General features: G+C 41.6%; 21 protein-coding genes. 12 read left to right on the top strand and 9 right to left on the bottom strand.

Annotation, left to right across the window (positions count from 1 at the left end):
* Nucleotides 1–14 precede the first annotated feature (14 nt).
* The 6 genes from mdh (at nt 15) to coaE (ending at nt 7,854) form a co-directional block, all read left to right on the top strand.
* Nucleotides 15–953 (top strand): malate dehydrogenase, encoded by a 939-nt coding sequence (mdh, locus tag VK080_RS12330; RefSeq protein ID WP_324225067.1) that lies wholly within the window; start codon nt 15–17, stop codon nt 951–953.
* Between the two features lie 531 nt (nt 954–1,484).
* On the top strand, nt 1,485–2,180 hold the full coding sequence (locus VK080_RS12325) for a response regulator transcription factor (protein ID WP_324225066.1): 696 nt from the start codon (nt 1,485–1,487) through the stop codon (nt 2,178–2,180).
* Complete coding sequence (gene pnpS, locus VK080_RS12320) at nt 2,180–3,562, top strand: two-component system histidine kinase PnpS (protein WP_324225065.1); 1,383 nt, start codon at nt 2,180–2,182, stop codon at nt 3,560–3,562. Before VK080_RS12325 ends, pnpS begins: the two co-directional genes overlap by 1 nt.
* A gap of 195 nt (nt 3,563–3,757) precedes the next feature.
* The gene (polA, locus tag VK080_RS12315; RefSeq protein WP_324225064.1) at nt 3,758–6,394 is read left to right on the top strand and encodes a DNA polymerase I; all 2,637 of its coding nucleotides are present in this window, start codon (nt 3,758–3,760) and stop codon (nt 6,392–6,394) included.
* 12 nt (nt 6,395–6,406) lie between these two features.
* Entirely contained in the window at nt 6,407–7,237 is an 831-nt protein-coding gene (mutM, locus tag VK080_RS12310; RefSeq protein ID WP_324225063.1) for a DNA-formamidopyrimidine glycosylase, read from the top strand.
* A gap of 17 nt (nt 7,238–7,254) precedes the next feature.
* Complete coding sequence (gene coaE / locus VK080_RS12305) at nt 7,255–7,854, top strand: dephospho-CoA kinase (RefSeq protein WP_324225062.1); 600 nt, start codon at nt 7,255–7,257, stop codon at nt 7,852–7,854.
* Between the two features lie 173 nt (nt 7,855–8,027).
* Here coaE and VK080_RS12300 read toward each other — a convergent pair whose 3' ends face one another.
* Together VK080_RS12300 and VK080_RS12295 are read right to left on the bottom strand one after the other, a co-directional pair.
* Nucleotides 8,028–8,807 carry a FixH family protein gene (locus VK080_RS12300; RefSeq protein ID WP_324225061.1) on the bottom strand — a complete coding sequence of 260 codons (780 nt, stop codon included), beginning with the start codon at nt 8,805–8,807 and terminating at the stop codon, nt 8,028–8,030.
* A 169-nt stretch (nt 8,808–8,976) separates the two neighbouring features.
* A complete protein-coding gene (locus tag VK080_RS12295; protein WP_324225060.1) occupies nt 8,977–9,564 on the bottom strand; it encodes a DeoR family transcriptional regulator in 588 nt (195 codons plus the stop codon).
* Between the two features lie 199 nt (nt 9,565–9,763).
* Here VK080_RS12295 and VK080_RS12290 point away from each other — a divergent pair, with 199 nt between their 5' ends.
* Entirely contained in the window at nt 9,764–10,135 is a 372-nt protein-coding gene (locus VK080_RS12290; RefSeq protein ID WP_324225059.1) for a cytochrome c oxidase assembly protein, read from the top strand.
* Between the two features lie 24 nt (nt 10,136–10,159).
* On the opposite strand, the gene VK080_RS12285 is transcribed toward VK080_RS12290, so the two are convergent.
* The 7 genes from VK080_RS12285 to VK080_RS12255 form a co-directional block, all read right to left on the bottom strand.
* Nucleotides 10,160–10,663, bottom strand: coding sequence for a GNAT family N-acetyltransferase (locus tag VK080_RS12285; protein WP_324225058.1), 504 nt, complete (start codon nt 10,661–10,663; stop codon nt 10,160–10,162).
* Between the two features lie 28 nt (nt 10,664–10,691).
* Nucleotides 10,692–11,069, bottom strand: a complete 378-nt coding sequence (locus VK080_RS12280; RefSeq protein WP_324225057.1) for a VOC family protein — start codon at nt 11,067–11,069, stop codon at nt 10,692–10,694.
* Between the two features lie 22 nt (nt 11,070–11,091).
* Entirely contained in the window at nt 11,092–12,231 is a 1,140-nt protein-coding gene (locus VK080_RS12275) for a metalloregulator ArsR/SmtB family transcription factor (protein ID WP_324225056.1), read from the bottom strand.
* 174 nt (nt 12,232–12,405) lie between these two features.
* The gene (locus VK080_RS12270; protein ID WP_324225055.1) at nt 12,406–14,835 is read right to left on the bottom strand and encodes an ABC transporter permease; all 2,430 of its coding nucleotides are present in this window, start codon (nt 14,833–14,835) and stop codon (nt 12,406–12,408) included.
* Complete coding sequence (locus VK080_RS12265) at nt 14,832–15,515, bottom strand: ABC transporter ATP-binding protein (protein ID WP_324225054.1); 684 nt, start codon at nt 15,513–15,515, stop codon at nt 14,832–14,834. Before VK080_RS12265 ends, VK080_RS12270 begins: the two co-directional genes overlap by 4 nt.
* A 79-nt stretch (nt 15,516–15,594) precedes the next feature.
* On the bottom strand, nt 15,595–15,993 hold the full coding sequence (locus tag VK080_RS12260; protein ID WP_324225053.1) for a hypothetical protein: 399 nt from the start codon (nt 15,991–15,993) through the stop codon (nt 15,595–15,597).
* Nucleotides 15,994–16,317: 324 nt separating this feature from the next.
* Nucleotides 16,318–17,061: a DUF5694 domain-containing protein gene (locus tag VK080_RS12255; RefSeq protein ID WP_324225052.1), complete on the bottom strand. Its 744-nt coding sequence runs from the start codon at nt 17,059–17,061 to the stop codon at nt 16,318–16,320.
* 169 nt (nt 17,062–17,230) lie between these two features.
* Here VK080_RS12255 and VK080_RS12250 point away from each other — a divergent pair, with 169 nt between their 5' ends.
* From VK080_RS12250 to dnaI, 5 genes are all read left to right on the top strand, one after another.
* Nucleotides 17,231–18,262 carry a glyceraldehyde-3-phosphate dehydrogenase gene (locus tag VK080_RS12250; protein ID WP_324225051.1) on the top strand — a complete coding sequence of 344 codons (1,032 nt, stop codon included), beginning with the start codon at nt 17,231–17,233 and terminating at the stop codon, nt 18,260–18,262.
* A 174-nt stretch (nt 18,263–18,436) separates the two neighbouring features.
* Complete coding sequence (locus VK080_RS12245) at nt 18,437–18,832, top strand: cytosolic protein (RefSeq protein WP_324225050.1); 396 nt, start codon at nt 18,437–18,439, stop codon at nt 18,830–18,832.
* Nucleotides 18,833–18,851: 19 nt separating this feature from the next.
* Nucleotides 18,852–19,322 carry a transcriptional regulator NrdR gene (nrdR, locus tag VK080_RS12240; RefSeq protein ID WP_324225049.1) on the top strand — a complete coding sequence of 157 codons (471 nt, stop codon included), beginning with the start codon at nt 18,852–18,854 and terminating at the stop codon, nt 19,320–19,322.
* Nucleotides 19,319–20,704: a replication initiation and membrane attachment family protein gene (locus tag VK080_RS12235; RefSeq protein ID WP_324225048.1), complete on the top strand. Its 1,386-nt coding sequence runs from the start codon at nt 19,319–19,321 to the stop codon at nt 20,702–20,704. The genes nrdR and VK080_RS12235 overlap by 4 nt, the downstream gene beginning before the upstream one ends.
* An 11-nt stretch (nt 20,705–20,715) precedes the next feature.
* Nucleotides 20,716–21,648 carry a primosomal protein DnaI gene (dnaI, locus tag VK080_RS12230; protein WP_324225047.1) on the top strand — a complete coding sequence of 311 codons (933 nt, stop codon included), beginning with the start codon at nt 20,716–20,718 and terminating at the stop codon, nt 21,646–21,648.
* Nucleotides 21,649–21,834: the final 186 nt, after the last annotated feature.

Genomic DNA, 21,834 nt, shown 5'->3' with positions numbered 1-21,834 from the left:
GAAGGTGAATCGACATGGCCAACAAACGCAAGAAAATTTCCGTAATTGGATCCGGATTTACCGGTACGACGGCAGCTTTGATGATGGCACAAAAAGAACTTGGTGACGTTGTGCTCGTTGATATTCCGGATAAAGAAGACCCGACAAAAGGGAAAGCATTGGACATGAAAGAAGCAAGCCCTGTCCAGGGTTTTGATGCCAATATCATCGGGACTGCCAATTATGAAGACACGAAAGATTCCGATCTCGTCATCATAACAGCCGGCATTGCCCGCAAGCCAGGGATGAGTCGTGATGACCTTGTCAGTACAAACGCTAAAATCATGAGAACCGTCACCAAGGATGTCGTTACCTATTCACCAGAGACAACTATCATCGTTTTGACCAATCCGGTTGATGCTATGACATATGCGGTATACAAGGAATCCGGGTTTCCTAAAGAGCGGGTTATCGGTCAATCCGGTGTGCTTGATACAGCACGTTTTCGTACGTTTGTGGCAGAGGAGCTGAATTTGTCCGTCAAAGATATAACCGGATTTGTACTTGGCGGACATGGTGATGATATGGTGCCATTGATCCGTTATTCATATGCTGGCGGTATACCGATCGAAAAGCTAATTTCCAAAGACCGCCTTGATGAAATAATTGAGCGTACCCGAAAAGGCGGCGGGGAAATCGTCGGACTGCTTGGCAATGGCAGTGCCTATTATGCACCAGCAGCTTCCTTGACGGTCATGGCCGAAGCGATTCTCAAAGATCAGCGACGCGTCCTTCCTTCGATTGCCTACCTCGAAGGTGAGTATGGGTACAAAGATATTTACCTTGGTGTACCGACCATTATCGGCGGTAATGGTTTGGAAGAGATTATCGAGCTTGATTTGACTGACGATGAAAAAACACAACTTGACAAATCAGCTGATTCTGTGAAGGATGTTCTTGATGTATTAAGATAATCATTTGAAAAAACTCCCTTTTATGCTTGAAATGATAAAGGGGAGTTTTTTTATCCCGCATCCTTTTCAGCAGTGAGAGTACGTCCCGCTGAATGACGTTTTCCCCGGATATTGTGATGACGTATTACGAGGGAAACTAAATGCCTGTCCGGTGTATGAACCTGAATCGCTTGCAGGACAATCATGAGAATTTCTTTTAGCAGTTGTTGGCAGTTTGCTATATTGCCATATCAACCCAAATATCCCTGATATCAACCGAATAAAAAATATATCAACCAAATATCCGTGATATCAACCGGATAAGAAATATATCAACCAAATCACCGGTAAATCAACCAAATAAAAAATATATTAACCAAACACCGTGTATATCAACCAATCAGAACGTTTATCCATCAAATCAATCGGTAAAAGATATAAGTTTCATCCGTGCTTTTGTAAATTTATCTTTACATCTTTAACTGTTCACTTTAATCCTCATTCATTGTAAGATAAAGGTAGAATGTATTGTCATAGAAATGAGGGCTGCAGATGGGGAAACGCATTTTAATTGTTGATGATGAAGCATCAATTGTAACACTGCTTAAATTTAACGTAGAACAGGCTGGTTTTGAAACGGATGTCGCGTATGATGGAAAGGAAGCTATTGAAAAGGCTGAATCAGCTGATTTTGACCTGATAATCCTTGATCTCATGCTGCCCGAAATGGACGGCCTCGAAGTCTGCAAACATCTCCGGACTAACAAAAATGACACGCCCATCCTGATGCTAACAGCAAAAGATGAGGAATTTGATAAGATATTGGGACTGGAACTTGGGGCAGATGACTATTTGACGAAACCATTCAGTCCAAAAGAAGTCATTGCTCGTATTAAAGCGATTTTAAGGCGTTCGGAAAAGACACAAGAGTCGAATACAGCCAGTTCAAACAAAATTGGTGATCTTACCATCTATCCTGATCGCTATGAAGCTGAGTTAAAAGGTGAACCGCTGACATTCACGAGAAAAGAGTTTGAGCTATTATATTATTTTTCTACCCATAAAGGAAAAGTTTTGTCACGGGACCAGCTTCTGAGTGCCGTGTGGAATTACGATTTTGTCGGGGATACACGTATCGTGGATGTCCATGTCAGTCATTTGCGTGAAAAGATTGAGCCAAACACGAAAAAACCCGTTTATATTAAAACGGTACGTGGGCTTGGTTATAAAATGGAGGATCCGAAATAATGCTGCCTTTATTCAAGAAACCGTTATTAGCCTACCATGCAGGTCTGTTCATTCTGGTAGTCTTGACGGGACTCGCCTTAAGCCAATTGACATCGGAATACATCATTCTCATAGCCATTTTGGTGGTAGAATATGTGATGATGCTTGTGATGATGCTGCATGTGTATGATAAATATATGAAACCGATTAAAAAGACAACGCAGACAGTTGATGAACTTGTGAAAGGCAATTACCGTACAAGAATTCATCATTCAGAGCAAGGCAGTATTGGTGAACTGAATAACAAGCTAAATGTTCTGGCACGAAATTTGAGTGAATTTCAAATACAGGAGCAGGTGCATGAGGAGCAGCTTTCAACGGTCATTGATAATACAGAAAGCGGTTTGGTGCTGATTGATGAAAAAGGATATATCCATTTAATTAATCGTAAATTTATATCGATGTTTGGAGGAAAATCTCACAATTACCAAGGCTATTTATATTACGATGTTTTGGCAGAAGAAACCATTCATGAGACTGTCCAGCAAACGTTTCTGTATGAGACAAATATCAAACACACCTTCACACATACGGCGGATGTCGATCCCAAATACATTGAAATTGTCGGTGCGCCCATTTTTAATGAGCGCGGTATGCTGAAAGGTGCAGTTCTTTTGCTGTACGATATCACGCATTTGAAAAAGCTCGAATTAATGCGGAAGGATTTTGTGGCAAATGTTTCACATGAGCTGAAAACACCCATTACATCGATTACCGGTTTTGCTGAGACGCTGCTAAGTGGAGCAAAAGATGATAAAGATTCATTGGACCGTTTTCTGACGATCATTTATGATGAGAGCACCCGTCTCCAGGGACTGATTGAAGATTTACTGACGTTATCCAAGCTTGAAAAAGATGAATTCAAAATAACCAGAACAACCGTCGATATAAATCAGCTGATTGATGAAATTTTACCGGTTATTGAGCAGCAGGCTAAACAAAAGGGGATCACGTTGACGACTGATGCCAAGGATAATATAACACTGCAAGCTGATGGTGAAGGAATTAAACAGGTTATCATCAATTTATTAACCAATGCCATCAGTTATACATCAGAAAATGGGACAGTGGATTTGACAGCAGCAGATGAAGGCGAATCGATTCATATTCACGTTTCTGATAACGGCATTGGCATCCCGCGTAAAGCTGTTCCAAGAATATTCGAGCGTTTTTATCGGGTGGATAAAGCGCGAAGCAGGAATACCGGCGGAACGGGACTGGGTCTCGCCATTGTTAAACATATTGTCGAAGTGCATGATGGTAAAATATTGGTCGAAAGTGAACCGGATCAAGGGTCAGTTTTTCATGTCTATTTACCAAAAAATGAAGCGGCATCCTCTTAATCGAGGGTGCTTTTTGATATACTGTGATAGAATAGGGTTAAACATGATAAAGTGAAACTTCATTCAGTGGGGCGCGTTTTCCACACTGAATGTTAGTTGAACAGAATCGGGCATTTAAGGTCAGTTAGCCGCCGTATTTTGGCGGGTTACTGACCATTAGATGCGGGATAACGGCATGATCGGAGGAACACGTTGATGAGTGATAAGCTTGTATTGATTGACGGAAACAGTGTGATATACCGTGCTTTTTTTGCATTGCCACTATTGAATAATGATAAAGGTGTTTATACGAATGCTGTGTATGGTTTTACGAGTATGCTTCTGAAAATACTTGAGGACGAAAAACCAACACACATGCTCGTAGCTTTTGATGCCGGAAAAACGACTTTCCGTCATGAAACCTATAAAGAATATAAAGGCGGACGGCAAAAGACACCGCCCGAATTGTCCGAGCAAATTCCGCTTTTGAAAGAAGTGCTTGACGCATTCCATATCTCTTATTATCAGCTTGATTTATATGAAGCGGATGACATCATCGGCACGCTTTCAAAGCAAGCTCAGGAAAAAAATTGGGATGTGACGGTCATTTCCGGCGACAAGGACTTGCTGCAGCTTGTATCGGACAAGGTAACGGTGAACTTGACCAAAAAGGGGATCAGTGATATTGAAGCGTACACGCCGGAATTCATGAAGGAGAAGATGTCTATAGCCCCAGAGCAGATTATTGATTTAAAGGCATTGATGGGTGACAGTTCAGATAACATTCCAGGTGTTCCGGGAGTTGGTGAAAAAACAGCAACTAAACTGCTGAAACAATTTGAAACGGTTGATAATGTGTACGAACATCTTGATGATGTCAGCGGCAAAAAACTAAAAGAAAAGCTGGAAAATCATAAAGATGATGCCTTCATGAGCAAGAATCTTGTAATTATCGATCGCGATTCTCCGATTGATGTGTCACTGACAGATACGACATATCAAGGCTATCCCCATTCGGAAGTCAGTGCGATTTTTAAAGATTTGGGATTTCAGTCGCTCTTAAGCCGGATTGATGGCAGGGCTGGAGATGGTGAGGAAAGTACTGAACTCAGTGAGCTTGACTATACAATCGTCGAAGAGATCACTGAAGAAATGCTCGGAGATGAAACGGCACTGGTGCTCGAAATGCTTGAGGAAAATTATCACTATGGCAAGATTGAAGGCATCGGTGTGGTGAATAAGTCCAATGCTTACTTTCTTCCGACAAAAATAGCCATTGACTCAGAAGCTTTTAAAAAATGGGCGGAAGACAGCAGTAAATCAAAAGTGGTTTTTGATGCCAAGAAGACTCTTGTGGCCTTGTTTAATCAGGGCATTCATATAAAAGGGATTACGTTTGATATGCTGCTGACTTCTTATCTACTTAATCCGGCGGAAAATAATCATGACATTCCTGCCATAGCAAACCGGATGGGTGAAGCCGATGTGTTATTTGATGAAGAAGTCTACGGTAAAGGGGCCAAAATGAAGGTACCTGGACAGGACGTCCTCAGTGAACATGTGGTCCGAAAAGCAAATGTCCTTTTTAAGATAAAAGACCGCATGAAAGAACAGCTGAAAACGAATGAACAATATGAACTGCTCAAAGAACTGGAAATGCCGCTCGCACTCATTTTAGGTGAAATGGAACATACAGGTGTGCTGGTTGACACGGATCGAATCAAGGAAATGGGTGACAATCTAAAGCAGCGCCTGAGCGATCTTGAACAGGAAATATACGAACTGGCCGGCGAGGAATTCAATTTAAACTCACCAAAACAGCTTGGCCCGATTTTATTTGAAAAGCTGGGTCTGCCGGTTATTAAAAAAACAAAGACCGGCTACTCCACAGCAGCGGATGTGTTGGAACAGCTGCAAAATGAACATGAGATTATCCCGAAACTGCTACTGTACAGACAGCTTGGCAAACTGCAGTCAACCTATATTGCAGGTCTCTTGAAAGTCGTGGACAAGAATACCCATAAAATCCATACACGCTTTAATCAGGCCTTGACACAGACCGGCCGTTTGAGTTCGGTTGATCCGAATTTGCAGAATATCCCGATCCGGCTTGAAGAAGGGCGCAAAATTCGCCAGTTTTTCGTTCCATCCAAACAGGATTGGATGATGTTTGCGGCTGACTATTCCCAAATTGAACTGCGTGTTTTGGCCCATATCGCAAATGACGAAAAATTGGTTGAAGCATTCACGAACGATTTGGACATTCATACGCAGACAGCGATGGATGTGTTCCATGTTGACCGGGAAGATGTTACACCTAACATGCGCCGCCAGGCAAAAGCGGTCAACTTCGGGATTGTTTATGGCATCAGTGATTATGGACTTTCACAGAGTCTTGGCATCACACGGAAGGAAGCCGGACAGTTCATTGACCGCTACTTTGAAAGCTATCCTGATGTGAAAGCCTATATGGATAATATCGTTCAGGAAGCCAAGCATCAGGGCTATGTAACGACGATCATGAAACGCAGACGTTATTTGCCGGAGATTACAAGCAGGAATTTCAACCGGCGTTCTTTTGCCGAACGGACCGCGATGAATACGCCGATTCAGGGCAGTGCTGCCGATATTATCAAAAAGGCAATGATTGATCTGCATGAAAAATTAAAGGATGAAAACCTTAGATCGCGCATGCTCTTACAGGTGCATGACGAGCTGATTCTCGAAGCACCAAAAGAAGAGATTGAACAATTAAAAGAAATCGTGCCGGCTGTCATGGAAAACACCGTAGAGTTAAATGTCCCATTGAAAGTTGATTATGAATACGGTGACAGCTGGTTTGACGCAAAATAAGGGGAAGATCATATGCCGGAATTGCCGGAAGTGGAAACGATAAAAAACACACTCAAACGATTTGTAATCGATAAAACCATAACGGATGTTTCTGTATTTTGGCCAAAGATCATCAAACGGCCGGACGATATTGAACAGTTTAAGCAGCTTTTAACGAATCAGACAATACTGGATATTCACCGAAACGGCAAATTCCTGTTATTTGAATTGGATGACACTGTAATAGTTTCTCATTTGCGGATGGAAGGCAAGTACAGTGTCCATCCATCAGGAGAGCCGGTTAAAAAGCATACACACGTTATTTTTAAGTTTAGCGACGGGGAGGAACTCCATTATAATGATGTACGAAAATTCGGTACAATGCACGTGTTTAACAAAGGTGATGAATTGAATCATAAACCGCTAAATCAATTAGGCCCGGACCCATTTGACGAGACGTTCACAGTTGATTATTTTTACCAAAAGCTGAAGAAAACCGACCGGGTGATCAAATCGGTGCTGCTTGACCAGACAGTTGTCGCCGGGCTGGGGAATATTTATGTTGATGAAACGTTATTTAAAGCAAAAATCCATCCATTGAGGAAAGCAAACAAACTAAAGAAAAGTGAAGTGAAAGCCATCTGGGAAGCAGCTATTGCCACACTAAAGGAGGCGGTGGCCCAGGGAGGCACCACCATCCGTTCGTATGTTAATTCACAGGGTGACATGGGCATGTTTCAGCAGGAGCTGTTCGTTTACGGACAGGAGAACGAACCATGTAAAGAATGCGGAAAGCCAATCACTAAAATTAAAATCGGCGGGCGTGGGACACATGTCTGCGTATCATGTCAAAAAATGAAATAATGAAATGAGGATAGCCAATGACGCGCGTTTTAGGACTGACCGGCAGTATCGCAAGCGGCAAAAGCACCGTTTCGTTAATGTTTGATGATTTCAATATCCCTGTGATTGATGCAGATAAAATATCACGTGAAGTTGTTATACCCGGCGAAAAAGCTTATGGACAGATTATCGATACATTCGGTGAGACGATTTTAAGGGAAGATAAGACAATCGACCGGAAAAAATTAGGTGCCATCGTTTTTGAAGATGGAGACAAACGCAAAACACTGAACGGCATTGTTCACCCCGCTGTCAGGGAAAAAATGCTTGAACGCAGAGATGCCTATGCAGCATCAGGTGAAAAATGTGTTGTGCTGGATATCCCGTTGTTATTTGAAAGCAAACTGACACATTTTGTGGATAAAACGATCGTCGTCTATGTCGATGAACACGTGCAACTGGAGCGGCTGATGGAGCGTGACGGCTATTCGGAAAAAGAAGCATACCAGCGGATTAACGCTCAGATGCCGATGAAAGAAAAGGCAGAACTGGCTGATGCGGTCATTGATAATAACGGTTCAAAACATGATTCTTATCAGCAGCTGGAATCGTTACTGCGTGAATGGGATGTATTATAAAATTGGGACAGCTATGCGTGGAACGCGTTATAATAGCTTTACTATGTAAATAAAGTTCGCTTGAAGTGAATTTCTTTTACGATTCATCTCCATTAACACTGTTGCAAAGGATGAAGAATATAAAAAAGAGGCTGTACATGCTACAGTCCCTTTTTCCACGGGATTGCCAATGATCATTCAGTTACTTCAAGCTGAACTTCTTTATGCTCATGCAGACCTTCATCATTTTCGACGTGAATGATCATTTTATACGAACCTGCTTCAGCAAATGTGTGACCTGCATAGTATTCCCCGGCTTTCGTTTCTTCGGCATCCACGTATTCATGGTTTTCCGAGCCATCTTTCCAAATTTCATAGCGGACGTCGGCATCTTCAAACGGATTGTCGTCCAACTGCAAATGAACTGTTAGATCAGTTTTTTCTTCCGCCTTGATAGAATCGGGCTTGTCGAAGTGCATACCGAATCCTTCTGCATGGTGATTGCCATGGTTGTGGCCCTCGCTGCCGCTGCTATTTTCTTCTTCCCCGCTTGCGCCGTCACCAACCGTGATTGATTTTTCAGGCATGGTGTGCATGCCGCGTGCGGTTGTGTGGGCATACATTTCGTAAACGCCGTCATGGTCAAAGGTGACTTCAGCGGTATATGTTCCATCCTCATTATTTGTTGATTGAACCATGGTACTGTCATCTTCATTGCCTTTTTCCCAGTACTCAAATTCCATTTCTTCCGCATCTTTCACTTTTTCGTCTCCATACGTCACGCTTGCCTTCAACTGTACCGTTTCACCAACTTCGGCGGTTTCCGGTACTTCAAAGTCCACTTCAAGTGCTTTAATTTCCTCTTCCTCATTGCCGGATTCCTGTTCCGTATCATTGCTGCTGCCGCTATTACCACATGCGGCCAGCAGTGTCATGACGAACACGGCTAAAATTGTCCAGATTATTCTTTTCATTTTCAATTCCTCCATATTTTCATTTTTAGTCCAAGACTACTTTCAATCGTCAATAATTTTTTGCATTTCTTCTGATTGAGTGCCATTATATGATTTAATGACTTTCCCTTCTGGAATTGGTGTTCCAGTGACGCCTGTATCCGAAGATCCGACCACAATAGTTGCCATATCAGTGATGGCTACCGGAACAACCGTTGTGGCCGTTCATTTTTTGGAAAATGGTTTCCATAGCTTCTGCAAAGCGGTAAACGGTTCCCCCGAAGCCTTTGACGAATTTAGCCGCATCCTCGCCTCGTTCGAATGTCAGCACTTGCGGGTGACAGCATCCGATTTCAACGGACGCATCCATCACATAAAAGGCCAGCTGCGAACTGAGTGTTGTCTGACGAAAAAAGTCCGGGCAAATGGCTTGAATCACGTCATCACCGAGCTGGCGATGGCGGAGAAGCCCACAATGTGCACAGCATGCTGTTTCCGTCCGGTTATTTGGCAAAATCAGACGATATGCAAGACGATCATTTATGGTGCGGCTGCAAAAAACACAGTCTTTCGTGGCAGCTTTATAGTCGTACGCCTCCTGGGCAATCGATACCCCGCCGAACGTCTTGAGGACGGTACCACCGTCAATCAGCGGCTTCAAATCCCGGTGAATCGTCATTTCGGAAACGTTGAGCTCTTCGCTCAAATCAGAAATTTTCATATTGTGGTGTTTATTTAACAATTCCTTTATTTTATTCTGCCGCTCAATTGGAAGCAATTGCTCATTCCTCCTGTCTATGTATGTTTGTTTGTAACAAACTCAAACAAATCTTAACATCATCATAACCGGGAATGGACAGTTATTCAATGCCGTTTATGTGGAAGTATTGTGAATAATTTGTGAAGGTTTGTCATATACATGGGGGAGGCAATAAGGAAATCATTTCCGTTTATGATGTGACAGGAGGAAACTTTTGATGGATACGTTATTTTTGGAACAGTTTCTTGTGTGGAATATCCCGTTCTTAGCGGGCTGTTTGATCGTGGGTATCTTGTATGTGTATCTATTCGAGCGTTTCAAACAGAGCGATGGTGCGCACAAAAAGCCGTTGTTCTTCTTTCTTGCGTTGATTAGTTTTTACTTTGCTACCGGAAGTCCGCTGGCAGCTGCCAGTCATCTTGCTTTCAGCCTGCACATGCTGCAGATGAGCCTGCTATATGCTGTCAAAAGTAAAGGACTTTATTTTTACTTAACAATAGCCGGAATAAGCAAGCTAACGCAGAAGCAGAAATTTCAGGCAGCACCAGCTTTTACCTGTAACATACAAAAAATAGCTCAGTTGCAGTGAACTAAGCTATTTCCATGGGGTTTCTCAAGTCTCAGGTAATGACCTTTTATAACGTAACGATACCTGCTCTTCGCTTGTATCGGTGGGGCTTACACTTCTCTCTTGATACACAAACCCTCGTGATTCGTAAAAAGGGATACCACGCTGATTACCTTCCTGGACGGATACCCATTGCGCCACAGCACCATTATTCATATGATCCTGTGTCAGTGCTTCAAGCAGACGCGTGCCGACTCCCTTATATCGATATGTTTCATCCACATAAAACATAAAAATCTCAGCAGTATTTGATCCAGTCATGCCGCCGCCAATCACACCGGCAAACTTTGAATCAATCAAGGCAGCGTGTGTATAAGCACCTTTTTGAATGTCATGGCGAACACGTTCAAGATTATACCAAAAATCAATATTTTTCGCCTGATATTCTTTGCTGAGTATGCCTTCTACCGTTTGTCTCCAGCCCGCCGCACAAATGGCGGCAATCGTTTCAGTATGTTCTGTCTGCGGTTTAATGATCGAAATATCCAATGACAATCTCACCTCGATTATAAAATCACTATTGTGATAAAGGCTGGACAATCCAGATCCAGTAGCCATCCGGATCAGCTATGACAGCTTCTTTCACGCCCCACTCCCGGTCAACAGGTTCCTGAACGATTTTGCGTCCGGCGCTTTTGACGGACTCAACAGCCGTTGTGACATCATCAGTCAATAGTTCGATCGTCACACCTTTTTCCACTGGTTCAGGTTCATCAATGATGTGCAACATGATGGTAATCTTGCCCTCACCACTCCCAACAGAAAAATAAGCCATGCCATCTTCCACAAAATCTTCAGCCAAACCCAAAACGTTTTTGTAGAAATCAATGGATCTTTCCATGTTCTTTACCGGAATCACGATTGTATTGAGTTTTTCAATTTTAAAATGTGCCAATTTCTTCTCCTCCTTAAATAATTTATTTTAGCAATGTCTCTAAAACGTTTATCACTTCTCTCATCACGTCCTTATCTATTGAAAAATATTTTGTGTTTCCTTCTTTTCTGACGGATACAAGTCCTGATTTGTGTAGTTGATTCAAATGACGTGATATCGTGCTTTGTTTCATTTCCAGTTTGTTTACAATTTGCTGTGCAAACATTGCCTTGTTTTCTGCCAGAAGCCCAAGGATTTGCAATCGTGTTCGATCGCCCATCCCTTCAAATGCAGCGAAAATATTGGCATAATGCTGCTCTGATACGTTTACTTCCTTTTTTGATGTATGCGTGGAAGGTTCAAACATGACATACATGTGCTGATTAATATTTTCAAAAGTTAGCAGCCTGCCTAAATTAAGAACAGGTATGAATGTCATTTTTTTTGCCCGTTTAACCTGATCCATCTCATTTGTATCAGGGTAAAGGCCCGTCACTTCAAGAAGCGCTTCATCGTTTGTCCGGTATGATTTTGAGAATGTTTTTTCGTTATGATGCCGCCATTCACAAAGTCGTTTATGTTCATCTTCCCAAAGCTCTTTGAAACCGGATGTCCAGAAACCTTCTATCAGTTGGATGATTTTGTCTTTAACAAGTTCTAAGTCATCATAGAAAGCCAGAGAATCCTCTGTATCCTCAACCGACCAGCTTTCCAACACAGCCTTTATGGCCCGGTGTCGATTTTCGGGATCTTTGAGTTTGTCTTCTGCCAGGCTGACATCTTTCATTGTTGCCTCCACCAGGGGCATACGCGGCAGATAGTGATAATAATAACTCATTGTTTCCCTTATTCCGTAAATGAGAAGTTCCAGCACCTGTTCTTCAGGCATGGTCTGCCACCAGCCAATAAATTCATTCCAGTCCTGATTCAAATGATCATGCGATTTGATGTAGTATCCCCTAAGAATAACGCCATGAGCAAACACGGTTCGCAATAAACGCAAATCGTTTATAACTTGCTCAGGTAATTGACTGGAAAAGTCCTTTAACCAGTCAGATGTATGGGTCGAGCTGTTTAAAAAATAATCAGTTAGTTGAATATTAGTCAGGAGATTAACGCCTAAAGACTGCTCTATGTTCAAGTTTGGCGATGGGTAGGCAGGTATAAAAAGAGATTTCTCCATGGCCGTCCTCCTTTTATTAATATTTGTATATTGAATATATGCATATTAATATATTAAATGATTATCATTTAAAAATCAAGTGAATGGATGCAAACAGTCAAAGTGCCAAAAGAAAATGCCACTAAAGGTTAGCGGCATTCTTTATTACTCTATAAAAATGGGTCAAGCTTGGGATTACTGATACAATGTCAACTTCTTTCTTTGTGTATAAAGAATGATGCATAAAATAACAGCTATCACTGTGAAGGCGATACTTAAACCGATTAAAATCCAAAAACCGGAAATGGCTAATCGGCTCAAAATCATGACAGCAATTAGAGCACCGATAAAACTGGCTAACAAAAACCAGACCAATGCCTCCTTAAAAATGTATTTCAGTATTTCACCCTTTGTCCACCCGATCACATGATACATCTCAAACTCCTGCTTTCTTTCCCTGAATAACGTATTGAGACTTTCACTGAACGAAACAACACTCATATAGCCGACAAGAATTGTAACAATGAGTTGAAACCAAAAGGTCTGATCACTAATAAATTGTCCCAGCGTTGTTTCTGATGATTTGAAAAAAGCATCTCCCAGCGCCGCTGTCTGAATCGCTATTAACAACAGTGACATACAAGCGATTAACATCATGGCTATAAATAACTTTTTATAATAGAATAAAGAGGCGAGTCGTTTATACTTTTCCGTTCTGGCATGAGGTTTTTCTTTGCTGTTCAACACTATGAAGGATATGAGTAAAGAACTGCCCCACAAAGCCCCTGCTGTCCAATACATATTAGGTTCTGTCTTAAGTACGTTAAGAATAATAAGCGAAACAAGAAATGCAATTGTTGTAACGATATATTGTTCCATAAGATTTCTCGACATGATTTTGCTCTTTTTCCATCCAATGATAGACAGTGTCTCATTTTCTTGCACTAAGGAATGACTTTCAAGCGTGAATCTAATAGTCAGCCAAAGAACACTAAATATGCCGAGTAACAGAGTCGTTATTAAGTTCATAAAATTCCATGTATCTGTCAACGTTTGCGCGACTCCAAGTGTTGTCCAGGATTCGGTTACTTTGCCGATACCTTCAACATTCAATTCCATATTTTGATAAGAAGAACCGGCCACAACATCTACCTCATAGCCCTTTTGTAATAACTCAGTTGCTACGTTTTCTATTTTATCCTGAGCCGCTTCATTATAAGATGAAATCCCGGCAATTTTTACTCGTATGGCGTCGATTGGCTTTTCTCCTTTTACCATCTCTGCGTTTTCCAGGTCCGTAATGCCGCTGGCGGGAGAGGGGATAAAACTCCCCGGTTCTGTCGTAGGCGTTAATGTTGTTCCGTCTTCTGACGTTGCTTCCATGTCACCATAAATCCCTAACGGACTGGAGACTAACGCATCTTGTTGTTTCGTTTCAGGTGAAAAACTTCCTGTCTGATGGGTAATAAATGGAAGTTCTTTTGATTCCAGAGATGATTCCATCATCGAAACACCTTTTTGTTCTATTTCCTTATAAGAAGGCGGACTTCCGGGTGTTTCAATTCGGACACCTGGAATATTATCCAGGTTTTCGTAGTCGATCTTGGATGACGTATAATAGATAGATGTTTCAAGATCTGTCATGGATCGGTCTGTAAGCTCAGGTTCAAGATCTTCATTTAATAATAAAGCTGTTCCATCAAACGGCTTCTGAAAGTCGGACAAATCAACTTTCAGTGATTCAGAATGTTGTGGGGGGATTTGTTCTATTTCTTGAAAAGCTTCAGATCTTTTGTCTTCGGAAGCCGTCATAAACCATTGATCATCCTGTAGTGCCAATAGGTCTTTAAAGTAGTCGATATCCAAGGCAAATTGTTCAACTTCCAGATCAAGATATATCGGTATGTTTAGGTCATCTCGTTGTAACACTTTCATAATGGGTGGATTTCCGTGACTTTCTAAAATATTATTAAGAAACGGCCCTTTTGCTTCGTTATCCAAATCGGAAAAGTCAATCCCCGTTAACTTTGATTCACTCACCGGGTCGATGGCCACCAGAAGGTTATAATTTTCCGGCATAATCGTCATCATTGCTGCCGAGCTCCCGCCGCTTTTCTTTGTTTTTAAATAATTGATTTGACCAGGTTTTACCTTGTCGAAATACATGATTGACTGTTTGGATTCCAACGGATAGTCTGTCAAACCATTTGATGTATAAAACTGATAGGTAAATTTCGTTGGTTCATCCAAAACAGGGAACTCGATAGAAAAGGTTTGTCCTCTGAAATAGCCAAGTGATGCAACTGGCGCTGCAACATCGATGTCCGGATGATCTTTCATGTCATTCCATTCGTCAACGGATATGCCGCCGCTACTATCTCCTATATAATTCTCTTCCACAATCCCCATTTTCTGTTCTATGCGCGTCCGTGAATCCGGCGGACGTACGAGCAAATCATAACTCCCCCGGCCATGTTCTTCAATAGAGTTCAGTACGGTGGCAGTTGACGTCTTTGACTGTTCTAATCCGACAGGGATAAGGGAAAAAATACTGATAAATGCAATCAGGATAATAACGGTTATGAGTTTGCGATGTTTCAAGCGTTCAAATGCAAGCCGGATCATTGTTTCACCTCATTTGGTGAAAGGGTTCCGTTTATCAATTGATAAACCTTATCTCCATGGTTTGCTGCCTCCAAATCGTGTGTCACTAGAATAATGGTTTTGCCTTGTTCTTTTAATTGGCTGAATAAATCAATGATTTGATTCCTGTTCTTACGATCCAGGTTGCCGGTTGGTTCATCACATATTAATACATCCGGTTCAGCGATTAGGGCTCTTGCGATGGCCGCTCTTTGTTTTTCCCCGGCGGATAATCCTTGAGGCAGCCGGGAATAGAGGGATTCCGGCACACCAACCATTTTTAATATCCTTCGTGCGCGCTTCTGCAGTTCACTATGTTTGTGTTTGGGTTCGTAGTGTAAAGGCATGATAACATTGTCTAATACTGAATAATAAGGCAGTAACTTGAAGTCCTGAAAAACAAATCCGATATGTTTTCTACGCAAGTTACTTCTTTCCTTTTCTGTTATCTTGTATATATTTAATTTATCAAAAAAGACACTGCCTGAATCGGGTTGTAATAATCCGGACATGATATTTAAAAAGGTTGATTTTCCGGTGCCGGATGGTCCTACGATGGAAACCCATTCTCCCTTGGAAATAGAGAAGCTTATATCATTTAAAATTTCAATAGCGTATGATTTGTTGTGAAACGCTTTAGTTATATTTTCCGCTTTTAACATGGTAACTGCACTCCCAATAAATACTGCCTCCGTTACGCAATATAACGAAGGCAGTATTTTAGATTAATAATATAATCGATTATCTGTCACTTAGCGTTACACTGCCATAAGCTGTATCACTTGTTCCGTTTGAGACGTATAGATTTGTATTCCATGTTCTTGTGCTCAGTGAACCTTTGTTATAGGTTTCAGTGTAGTTATGAGAGTAATAATTTGCTGCTGGATCTGAGAAACCAACCTTCATCCCATCATAGGAACTTACATTATAAGTGTTGGTTGTTCCCCCGCCCCAGGATAATCTCTTAGTAAAGGATGCTGTGTTACCGACGCCACTTTTTGTCTGATCGGCAGGGCTTAAACTTGCACTTACAGGTATGGCGGATGGCGCTTTTTCAGCGGCCAAAACCGTTGTCATTCCACTACTTAATACCAAAAACCCACCAAGAACAGCCACTATTAATTTTTTGCAATGCTTCATACTATTATCTCCCTTCCGATTTAATTGTGTTACAGTTAAAAAATATCATAATTAACAAAAAATATCAATAAATTAATATTCAAAAATTGGAGAATAGTTAAAATATAAAAGAATAAGGACCAAAAATGTTTTAATAATAGACATAACATGACCGCCGATAGAACGTCCGTTTCCGCTGATAGAAATCTCAACACACTGATAAAAATCCCAATAAGCCGATAGAAATTAAAAACGTTGCTAATGAACGCTGGAACGAGCACGCATAAGCGTCTGCATTATACGCTTGTAGCAATGCTATCGAATGCAGATCCTTTTATTGTAAAGTCACACCAAATAATCATACGCCGGGACGACGTCAAACAAGCCGCTCTCTTTCAAAAACTGTGATATTAAATGAATGTGAGCACTGCCAACGATCATCAGTGTACGGTCAAGCGGGGAAGCAGTGATTTCGGCCAGATTGGCATAAATGGTTAAATTGCGCTGGTACCACCATCTCAGCCAATCAATACCATAATAATCCGTTCCGATTCCGATGCGGGCAATTGCCATGTACATTTCATGATTCAGTTTAATGAATGACTCACTGTTTATCGTACGGATCCGTTCGATAATATTTCTGTAGGCTATTGCTTGTTCGATTTTGGGCCGATAGTATTTGTTAATCGTTTCGGTTGTCTCCGGCTGGTGTTTATCTGCCCAATCAAGGACATCCCCCAGCCCAATATTTCCTATATCTTCCATCCAGTCAACTGCATATACTTTTTCATGCTGCAATTCAGATGCGAGCCTGAATCCAATCTGATGGACTTCATTCACTTCCGGTTCCAGACTGCCATTTAAAAATCGCTTGTAAGTGTCATTTAACGCATCATGTTTTTCCTTTACAACCTCAAAAGCTAGTTTTTTTGGGTTAAATTCTTTCATATAGGCAACAAGTTTATCGATTTCCCTCTGTCGCTCCGGGGTTAGTATGTCATTTTGGTTACCTTTGATCAGATCGGGCGTATGCCGCATATGAAACACGCCTAAAATCATTATTTTTGGTTTTTTGTCTGTATTTCTCAACTCAGTCCACCCCACTGTATAACGTTTCATTTTATTTTAACAGATACACAGGTAATATGATTAAAATCATACACAATTTTTCCGTAAAGTTTAGCACATTTTCTTTTAAATATGTTATACTAATTGCGAATAACGAGTAAAAAGTATAACATAAATTGGGGGATGGAAAATGAGTAGAACCCGGATTGCAATTAATGGATTTGGTCGTATCGGGCGGATGGTTTTTCGTCAGGCAGTCCAAAATAATGAACTGGATCTAATAGCAATAAACGCTAGTTATCCTCCTGAGACACTGGCTCATTTGATTAAGTATGACAGTATTCATGGCAGGTTTGATGGGAAAGTGAAAGCGCTTGAGAATGGCCTTGAAGTTGACGGGAAGCATATCGACATCGTCAGTTCACGCGAACCCGAAAAACTTCCGTGGAAAGAACATGGGATTGATATTGTGATCGAGGCTACAGGCAAATTCAAAACCAAAGAAGAGGCAGGCCGACATATCCAGGCTGGTGCCAAAAAAGTTGTCATTACAGCTCCCGGAAAACAGGTAGATAAAACAATTGTCATGGGTGTCAATGAACAATCATATGACCCTGAAGAAGATGAGGTTATTTCCAATGCATCCTGTACGACCAATTGCCTGGCACCGGTTGTAAAAGTTCTGGATGATAACTTTACGATTGTCAATGGTCTGATGACCACAGTCCATTCGTTTACAAACGACCAAAAGAACCTTGATAATCCGCATAAGGACTTGCGGCGTGCCCGTGGATGCACGCAGTCAATCATCCCAACGTCAACCGGAGCAGCCAAAGCGCTTGGCGAGGTAATGCCGCATTTGGATGGCAAACTGCACGGCCTGGCATTGAGGGTTCCGACACCTAATGTATCACTTGTTGACCTGGTCATTGATATAGAGGAATCCGTAACAGCCGAAATGATTAACAATATCTTCCGTGATGCTTCAGAAAATCAGCTGAACGGCATTATCAAATATAGTGATGAGCCGCTTGTTTCAATTGATTATACAACAACTGATTATTCCGCTATTATCGATGGGCTCACAACAATGGTGATGGAGGATAATAAAATCAAACTATTAGCCTGGTACGATAATGAGTGGGGCTATTCCAAACGTGTTGTTGATCTTGCTGAATATGTGGGAAGCTATATCAGCCAAGATCAGGTTAAAGTGTCGTGATGATAACACATGATAAACTGGAGAAAAAGATTGACCATTTTAAAAAAAGATGTGTCAATCTTTTTTTCATATATTTACTGTACGAATAAAAATCATGTTATAATAGAAACACATTGGCTATCACGGATCGGATTTATACATATTGACAGAGTTCTTTAGGATGGGGTGCTTGGGATGTCGTTTCGCCAGACAATTGCAAGGTATTTCAGTGATCACGCTGAAACAAATGATGTACATATGGATCCTTCACTAAAGACACACTATTATAAGACAACAGCCGGAAAAGGCATTAGTATGCTGGAAAATCTATTTCAAAACAATCCCAAATACCGTATTAATGCAGTATCCAAAGACCGCGGGGAAATGAGTGCATCGATTGTAAAAGGGAAAAAAGCGTTCATTGTTGCAACGGTCACTATGGTCAGGCCGCATAGAACAGCGATTGATTTTTCGGTTACAACCGAGTCAGTTCTTCCGTTTGATTTCGGTTACAGTTATAAAGTGATTCAAGAGTTATATGCTTATGCCGATAAGGAACTGCCGCTCATTGAGAATATACGGCAGTCATAATGAATGGGGATGGACAAATATGCGATGTTCAAATTGCCAAAACAAAAGCACGAGAGTATTGGATTCACGTCCGATTGAAGATGGCCGTTCTATCCGCAGGCGCAGGGAATGTGAACGGTGCGGTTTCCGGTTCACAACATTCGAACGGATTGAAGAAGTGCCATTGGTTATTGTCAAAAAAGACGGCACCCGGCAGGAATACAGCCGTGAAAAGCTCATCCGCGGTTTAATCAAAGCGTGTGAAAAGCGACCTGTTCCACTCGAAAAAATTGAAGGAATTGCGGTTGATGTGGAGAAAGAATTGCGTCATGCAGGGGTTTCCGAAGTGGAGAGCAATGAAATAGGTGAAATGGTCATGGAGCGGCTTTCAGAGATTGATGAAGTTGCCTATGTCCGATTTGCATCTGTTTATCGCCAGTTTAAAGACATATCGGTATTTTTGGATGAACTGAAAGATTTAATCAAGTCGGATAAAGAACAATCCGAATGAGTGATTCAGTGCAGCAGGAAGAAGAAAGGAATAGCATTATGCGTGATATCGGAAAAATTTTACCAATCGAAGGATACCGTGTTTTATTAAAGGGGAGTCTGCCGGCCGACTACACAAAATCGCTGACACACTTGTATCAGCCGCTCATCGGAATTCAGGCGGTCTCATTATACCAGACTCTGATCAATGAACTGGACTTTCAGGATGGATCCACCGTTCAGACACACCATACATTGATGAATTATATGAACATGCCGCTTGATGAGATATACCGGGCCAGGCTGAAACTTGAAGGGATCGGTTTGCTTAAAACTTATCAGCATGAATCCAGTGAACACAACACCTATACATATGAAATTCAGCGTCCGTTTGCGCCTGCTGAATTTTTTACTGATGACATGCTCACACAACTGCTGTATCATCACATCGGTCAGTCGAAATTTACAATACTGCAGGAACACTTTCGATTGCAGACAACCCAGAAAGGAACAAACATTACCGCTTCCTTTAATGACGTTTTTCAGACATTTCAGCCGCATACAACAGGACTGGATATACCGCCGGAGGAAAATCAGAAAACGGAAGAAAACATCCCATCAATTGATTTTTCGTGGATGGAACAAATGCTCAAGACGCGGATGATTCCGGTCAAAAAAGTGCTGACTGCAGCAAACAAAAAGTTGATGTCCCAAATGTTGACGCTGTATGACCTGGCTGAATTTGAAGTGGAAAAAGCAGTATTATGGGCGCTGACTGATGAAAATACACTTAACCCCAAGGAATTTAAGGAAGCCTGTCATGATTTGTTTCAGGCTAAACATCAGCAGGCAGATATCAGATTGACCGAGAAAAATGAAAGCGAGACACCTGAGACGGAATATAAACCGACAACGAAAGAAGAACAGCTGATCCTAAAGCTGGAAAAGATATCACCAAAACAGCTGCTTGAAGATTTGTCCAGTGGCGGTCAGGCATCCGGTCAGGATTTAAAAGTCATTCGTGACGTGATGACGACACAAGGTTTGCCATCCCCGGTCATGAATGTGCTGATCCATTATGTCCTGCTGCAAACCGATATGAAATTATCAAAAGCATATATCGAAACAATCGCCAGTCACTGGTCGCGGGCTAATTTGAAAACGGCGAGAGAAGCGATGGCGTTTGCCAAAAAACAAAAATCCCAGTATCAGCAGCGTAAAACAAAACCTAAAAATTACCGGAAGCCTGCAGCAAAGGAAGTTGTTCCGGATTGGTTTAAAGAGCGGAAAATGAAACAAGGGACAGCCAGTTCAACAGAGCAGCCATCTACCTCGGATAAGGAATGGGAAGAAACGGAAGCATTGCTTCGAAAATATTCCAAAAAGAAGAACAGTCATTTGTAAGGATGATATAAATGAAGCCGGTACAATCCGAATTAAAAAAATGGATGCAGCAAAATAAGAACTTCAAAGAAAATTATTTGAAGGTTCGGGAGGAAGTCCTGGATGACCCTGAAATCAGCGAGTTCCTTTCATTGCAACCGCAGCTTACGCAAAAAGAAATTGATAAAAGCCTGATAAAGCTTTATGAATATAAGACCCAATCCAAACAGTGTGACAGATGTGAATCACTTGGCGGCTGCATTAACATGATTCAGGGCTATTCACCAATACTGAGGGAGGAGAATGGTGAAATCCACCTGGTATATGAAAAATGCCATAAGCGTGTTGATGCTGAAAAGCAGAGGGATCAGCAAAAGCTGATTCAAAGTTTGTATGTGCCAAAAGATATCCTAAACGCCACCATCGATGATATCGATCACGATACACAGAGAGGGAGCGGCATTCGTGAGTTGCTTCTTTTCCTGGAAAATGCCCGGGAAAGCCTTCCTGAAAAAGGGATTTACTTTTATGGCCCGTTCGGTGTTGGAAAAACATACTTGCTCGGTGCGCTGGCGAATGCTTTAAAAGACTATCATATATCATCCATGCTGATTTATATGCCTGAATTCGTCCGCGAGATGAAAAGTTCCATCAAAGACGATTCCATCAATGAGAAAATTAATTATTTCAAAACAACTGATGTCCTCATTCTGGATGATATCGGCGCGGAAACGCAATCAGCCTGGTTCAGGGATGAGATACTCGGCTCTATTTTACAGTATCGTATGATGGAAAAACTGCCGGTATTTTTCACATCCAACTATAGCCTGGAACAGCTGGAAGAACAGCTTGCCACAACAAATCGCGGCGGCAGTGAAACCGTCAAAGCCGGCCGGATCATTGAACGGATCAAACAGGTCAGCAAGGAAGTCAAACTGTTTGGTGAAAACCGCCGTGATCAATGACATAAACTGCCAAAAATACGTTATCCTTTATTTACTTCTATAATCGAAACGAAGTCCAAAAAGGTGGCATATCCCTTTAAATTTTTTGGGATGCCATCTTTTTTCATGTTCCATCGATTGTTATAACAAAGGTTGTTTTAGCCCCGGAACACACCCTATCTTAACCAGCTGAGCCATAGATATTTA

Source organism: Lentibacillus sp. (assembly GCF_035301925.1).
GTDB lineage: Bacteria > Bacillota > Bacilli > Bacillales > Amphibacillaceae > Lentibacillus.
Note: the sequence above shows the minus strand (reverse complement) of the source record. Positions and strands in the feature narration are given on the sequence as shown.

What these genes read in the sequence shown, in the direction of transcription:
- pnpS (WP_324225065.1), top strand. Translation starts at nt 2,180, where the DNA reads ATGCTGCCTTTATTCAAGAAACCGTTATTAGCCTACCATGCAGGTCTG.
- VK080_RS12275 (WP_324225056.1), bottom strand. Translation starts at nt 12,231, where the DNA reads ATGGAGAAATCTCTTTTTATACCTGCCTACCCATCGCCAAACTTGAAC.
- VK080_RS12270 (WP_324225055.1), bottom strand. Translation starts at nt 14,835, where the DNA reads ATGATCCGGCTTGCATTTGAACGCTTGAAACATCGCAAACTCATAACC.
- coaE (WP_324225062.1), top strand. Translation starts at nt 7,255, where the DNA reads ATGACGCGCGTTTTAGGACTGACCGGCAGTATCGCAAGCGGCAAAAGC.
- VK080_RS12235 (WP_324225048.1), top strand. Translation starts at nt 19,319, where the DNA reads ATGAGTGATTCAGTGCAGCAGGAAGAAGAAAGGAATAGCATTATGCGT.
- VK080_RS12265 (WP_324225054.1), bottom strand. Translation starts at nt 15,515, where the DNA reads ATGTTAAAAGCGGAAAATATAACTAAAGCGTTTCACAACAAATCATAC.
- VK080_RS12300 (WP_324225061.1), bottom strand. Translation starts at nt 8,807, where the DNA reads ATGAAAAGAATAATCTGGACAATTTTAGCCGTGTTCGTCATGACACTG.
- VK080_RS12325 (WP_324225066.1), top strand. Translation starts at nt 1,485, where the DNA reads ATGGGGAAACGCATTTTAATTGTTGATGATGAAGCATCAATTGTAACA.
- VK080_RS12245 (WP_324225050.1), top strand. Translation starts at nt 18,437, where the DNA reads ATGTCGTTTCGCCAGACAATTGCAAGGTATTTCAGTGATCACGCTGAA.
- VK080_RS12290 (WP_324225059.1), top strand. Translation starts at nt 9,764, where the DNA reads ATGGATACGTTATTTTTGGAACAGTTTCTTGTGTGGAATATCCCGTTC.
- mdh (WP_324225067.1), top strand. Translation starts at nt 15, where the DNA reads ATGGCCAACAAACGCAAGAAAATTTCCGTAATTGGATCCGGATTTACC.
- dnaI (WP_324225047.1), top strand. Translation starts at nt 20,716, where the DNA reads ATGAAGCCGGTACAATCCGAATTAAAAAAATGGATGCAGCAAAATAAG.
- VK080_RS12250 (WP_324225051.1), top strand. Translation starts at nt 17,231, where the DNA reads ATGAGTAGAACCCGGATTGCAATTAATGGATTTGGTCGTATCGGGCGG.
- polA (WP_324225064.1), top strand. Translation starts at nt 3,758, where the DNA reads ATGAGTGATAAGCTTGTATTGATTGACGGAAACAGTGTGATATACCGT.
- nrdR (WP_324225049.1), top strand. Translation starts at nt 18,852, where the DNA reads ATGCGATGTTCAAATTGCCAAAACAAAAGCACGAGAGTATTGGATTCA.
- VK080_RS12260 (WP_324225053.1), bottom strand. Translation starts at nt 15,993, where the DNA reads ATGAAGCATTGCAAAAAATTAATAGTGGCTGTTCTTGGTGGGTTTTTG.
- mutM (WP_324225063.1), top strand. Translation starts at nt 6,407, where the DNA reads ATGCCGGAATTGCCGGAAGTGGAAACGATAAAAAACACACTCAAACGA.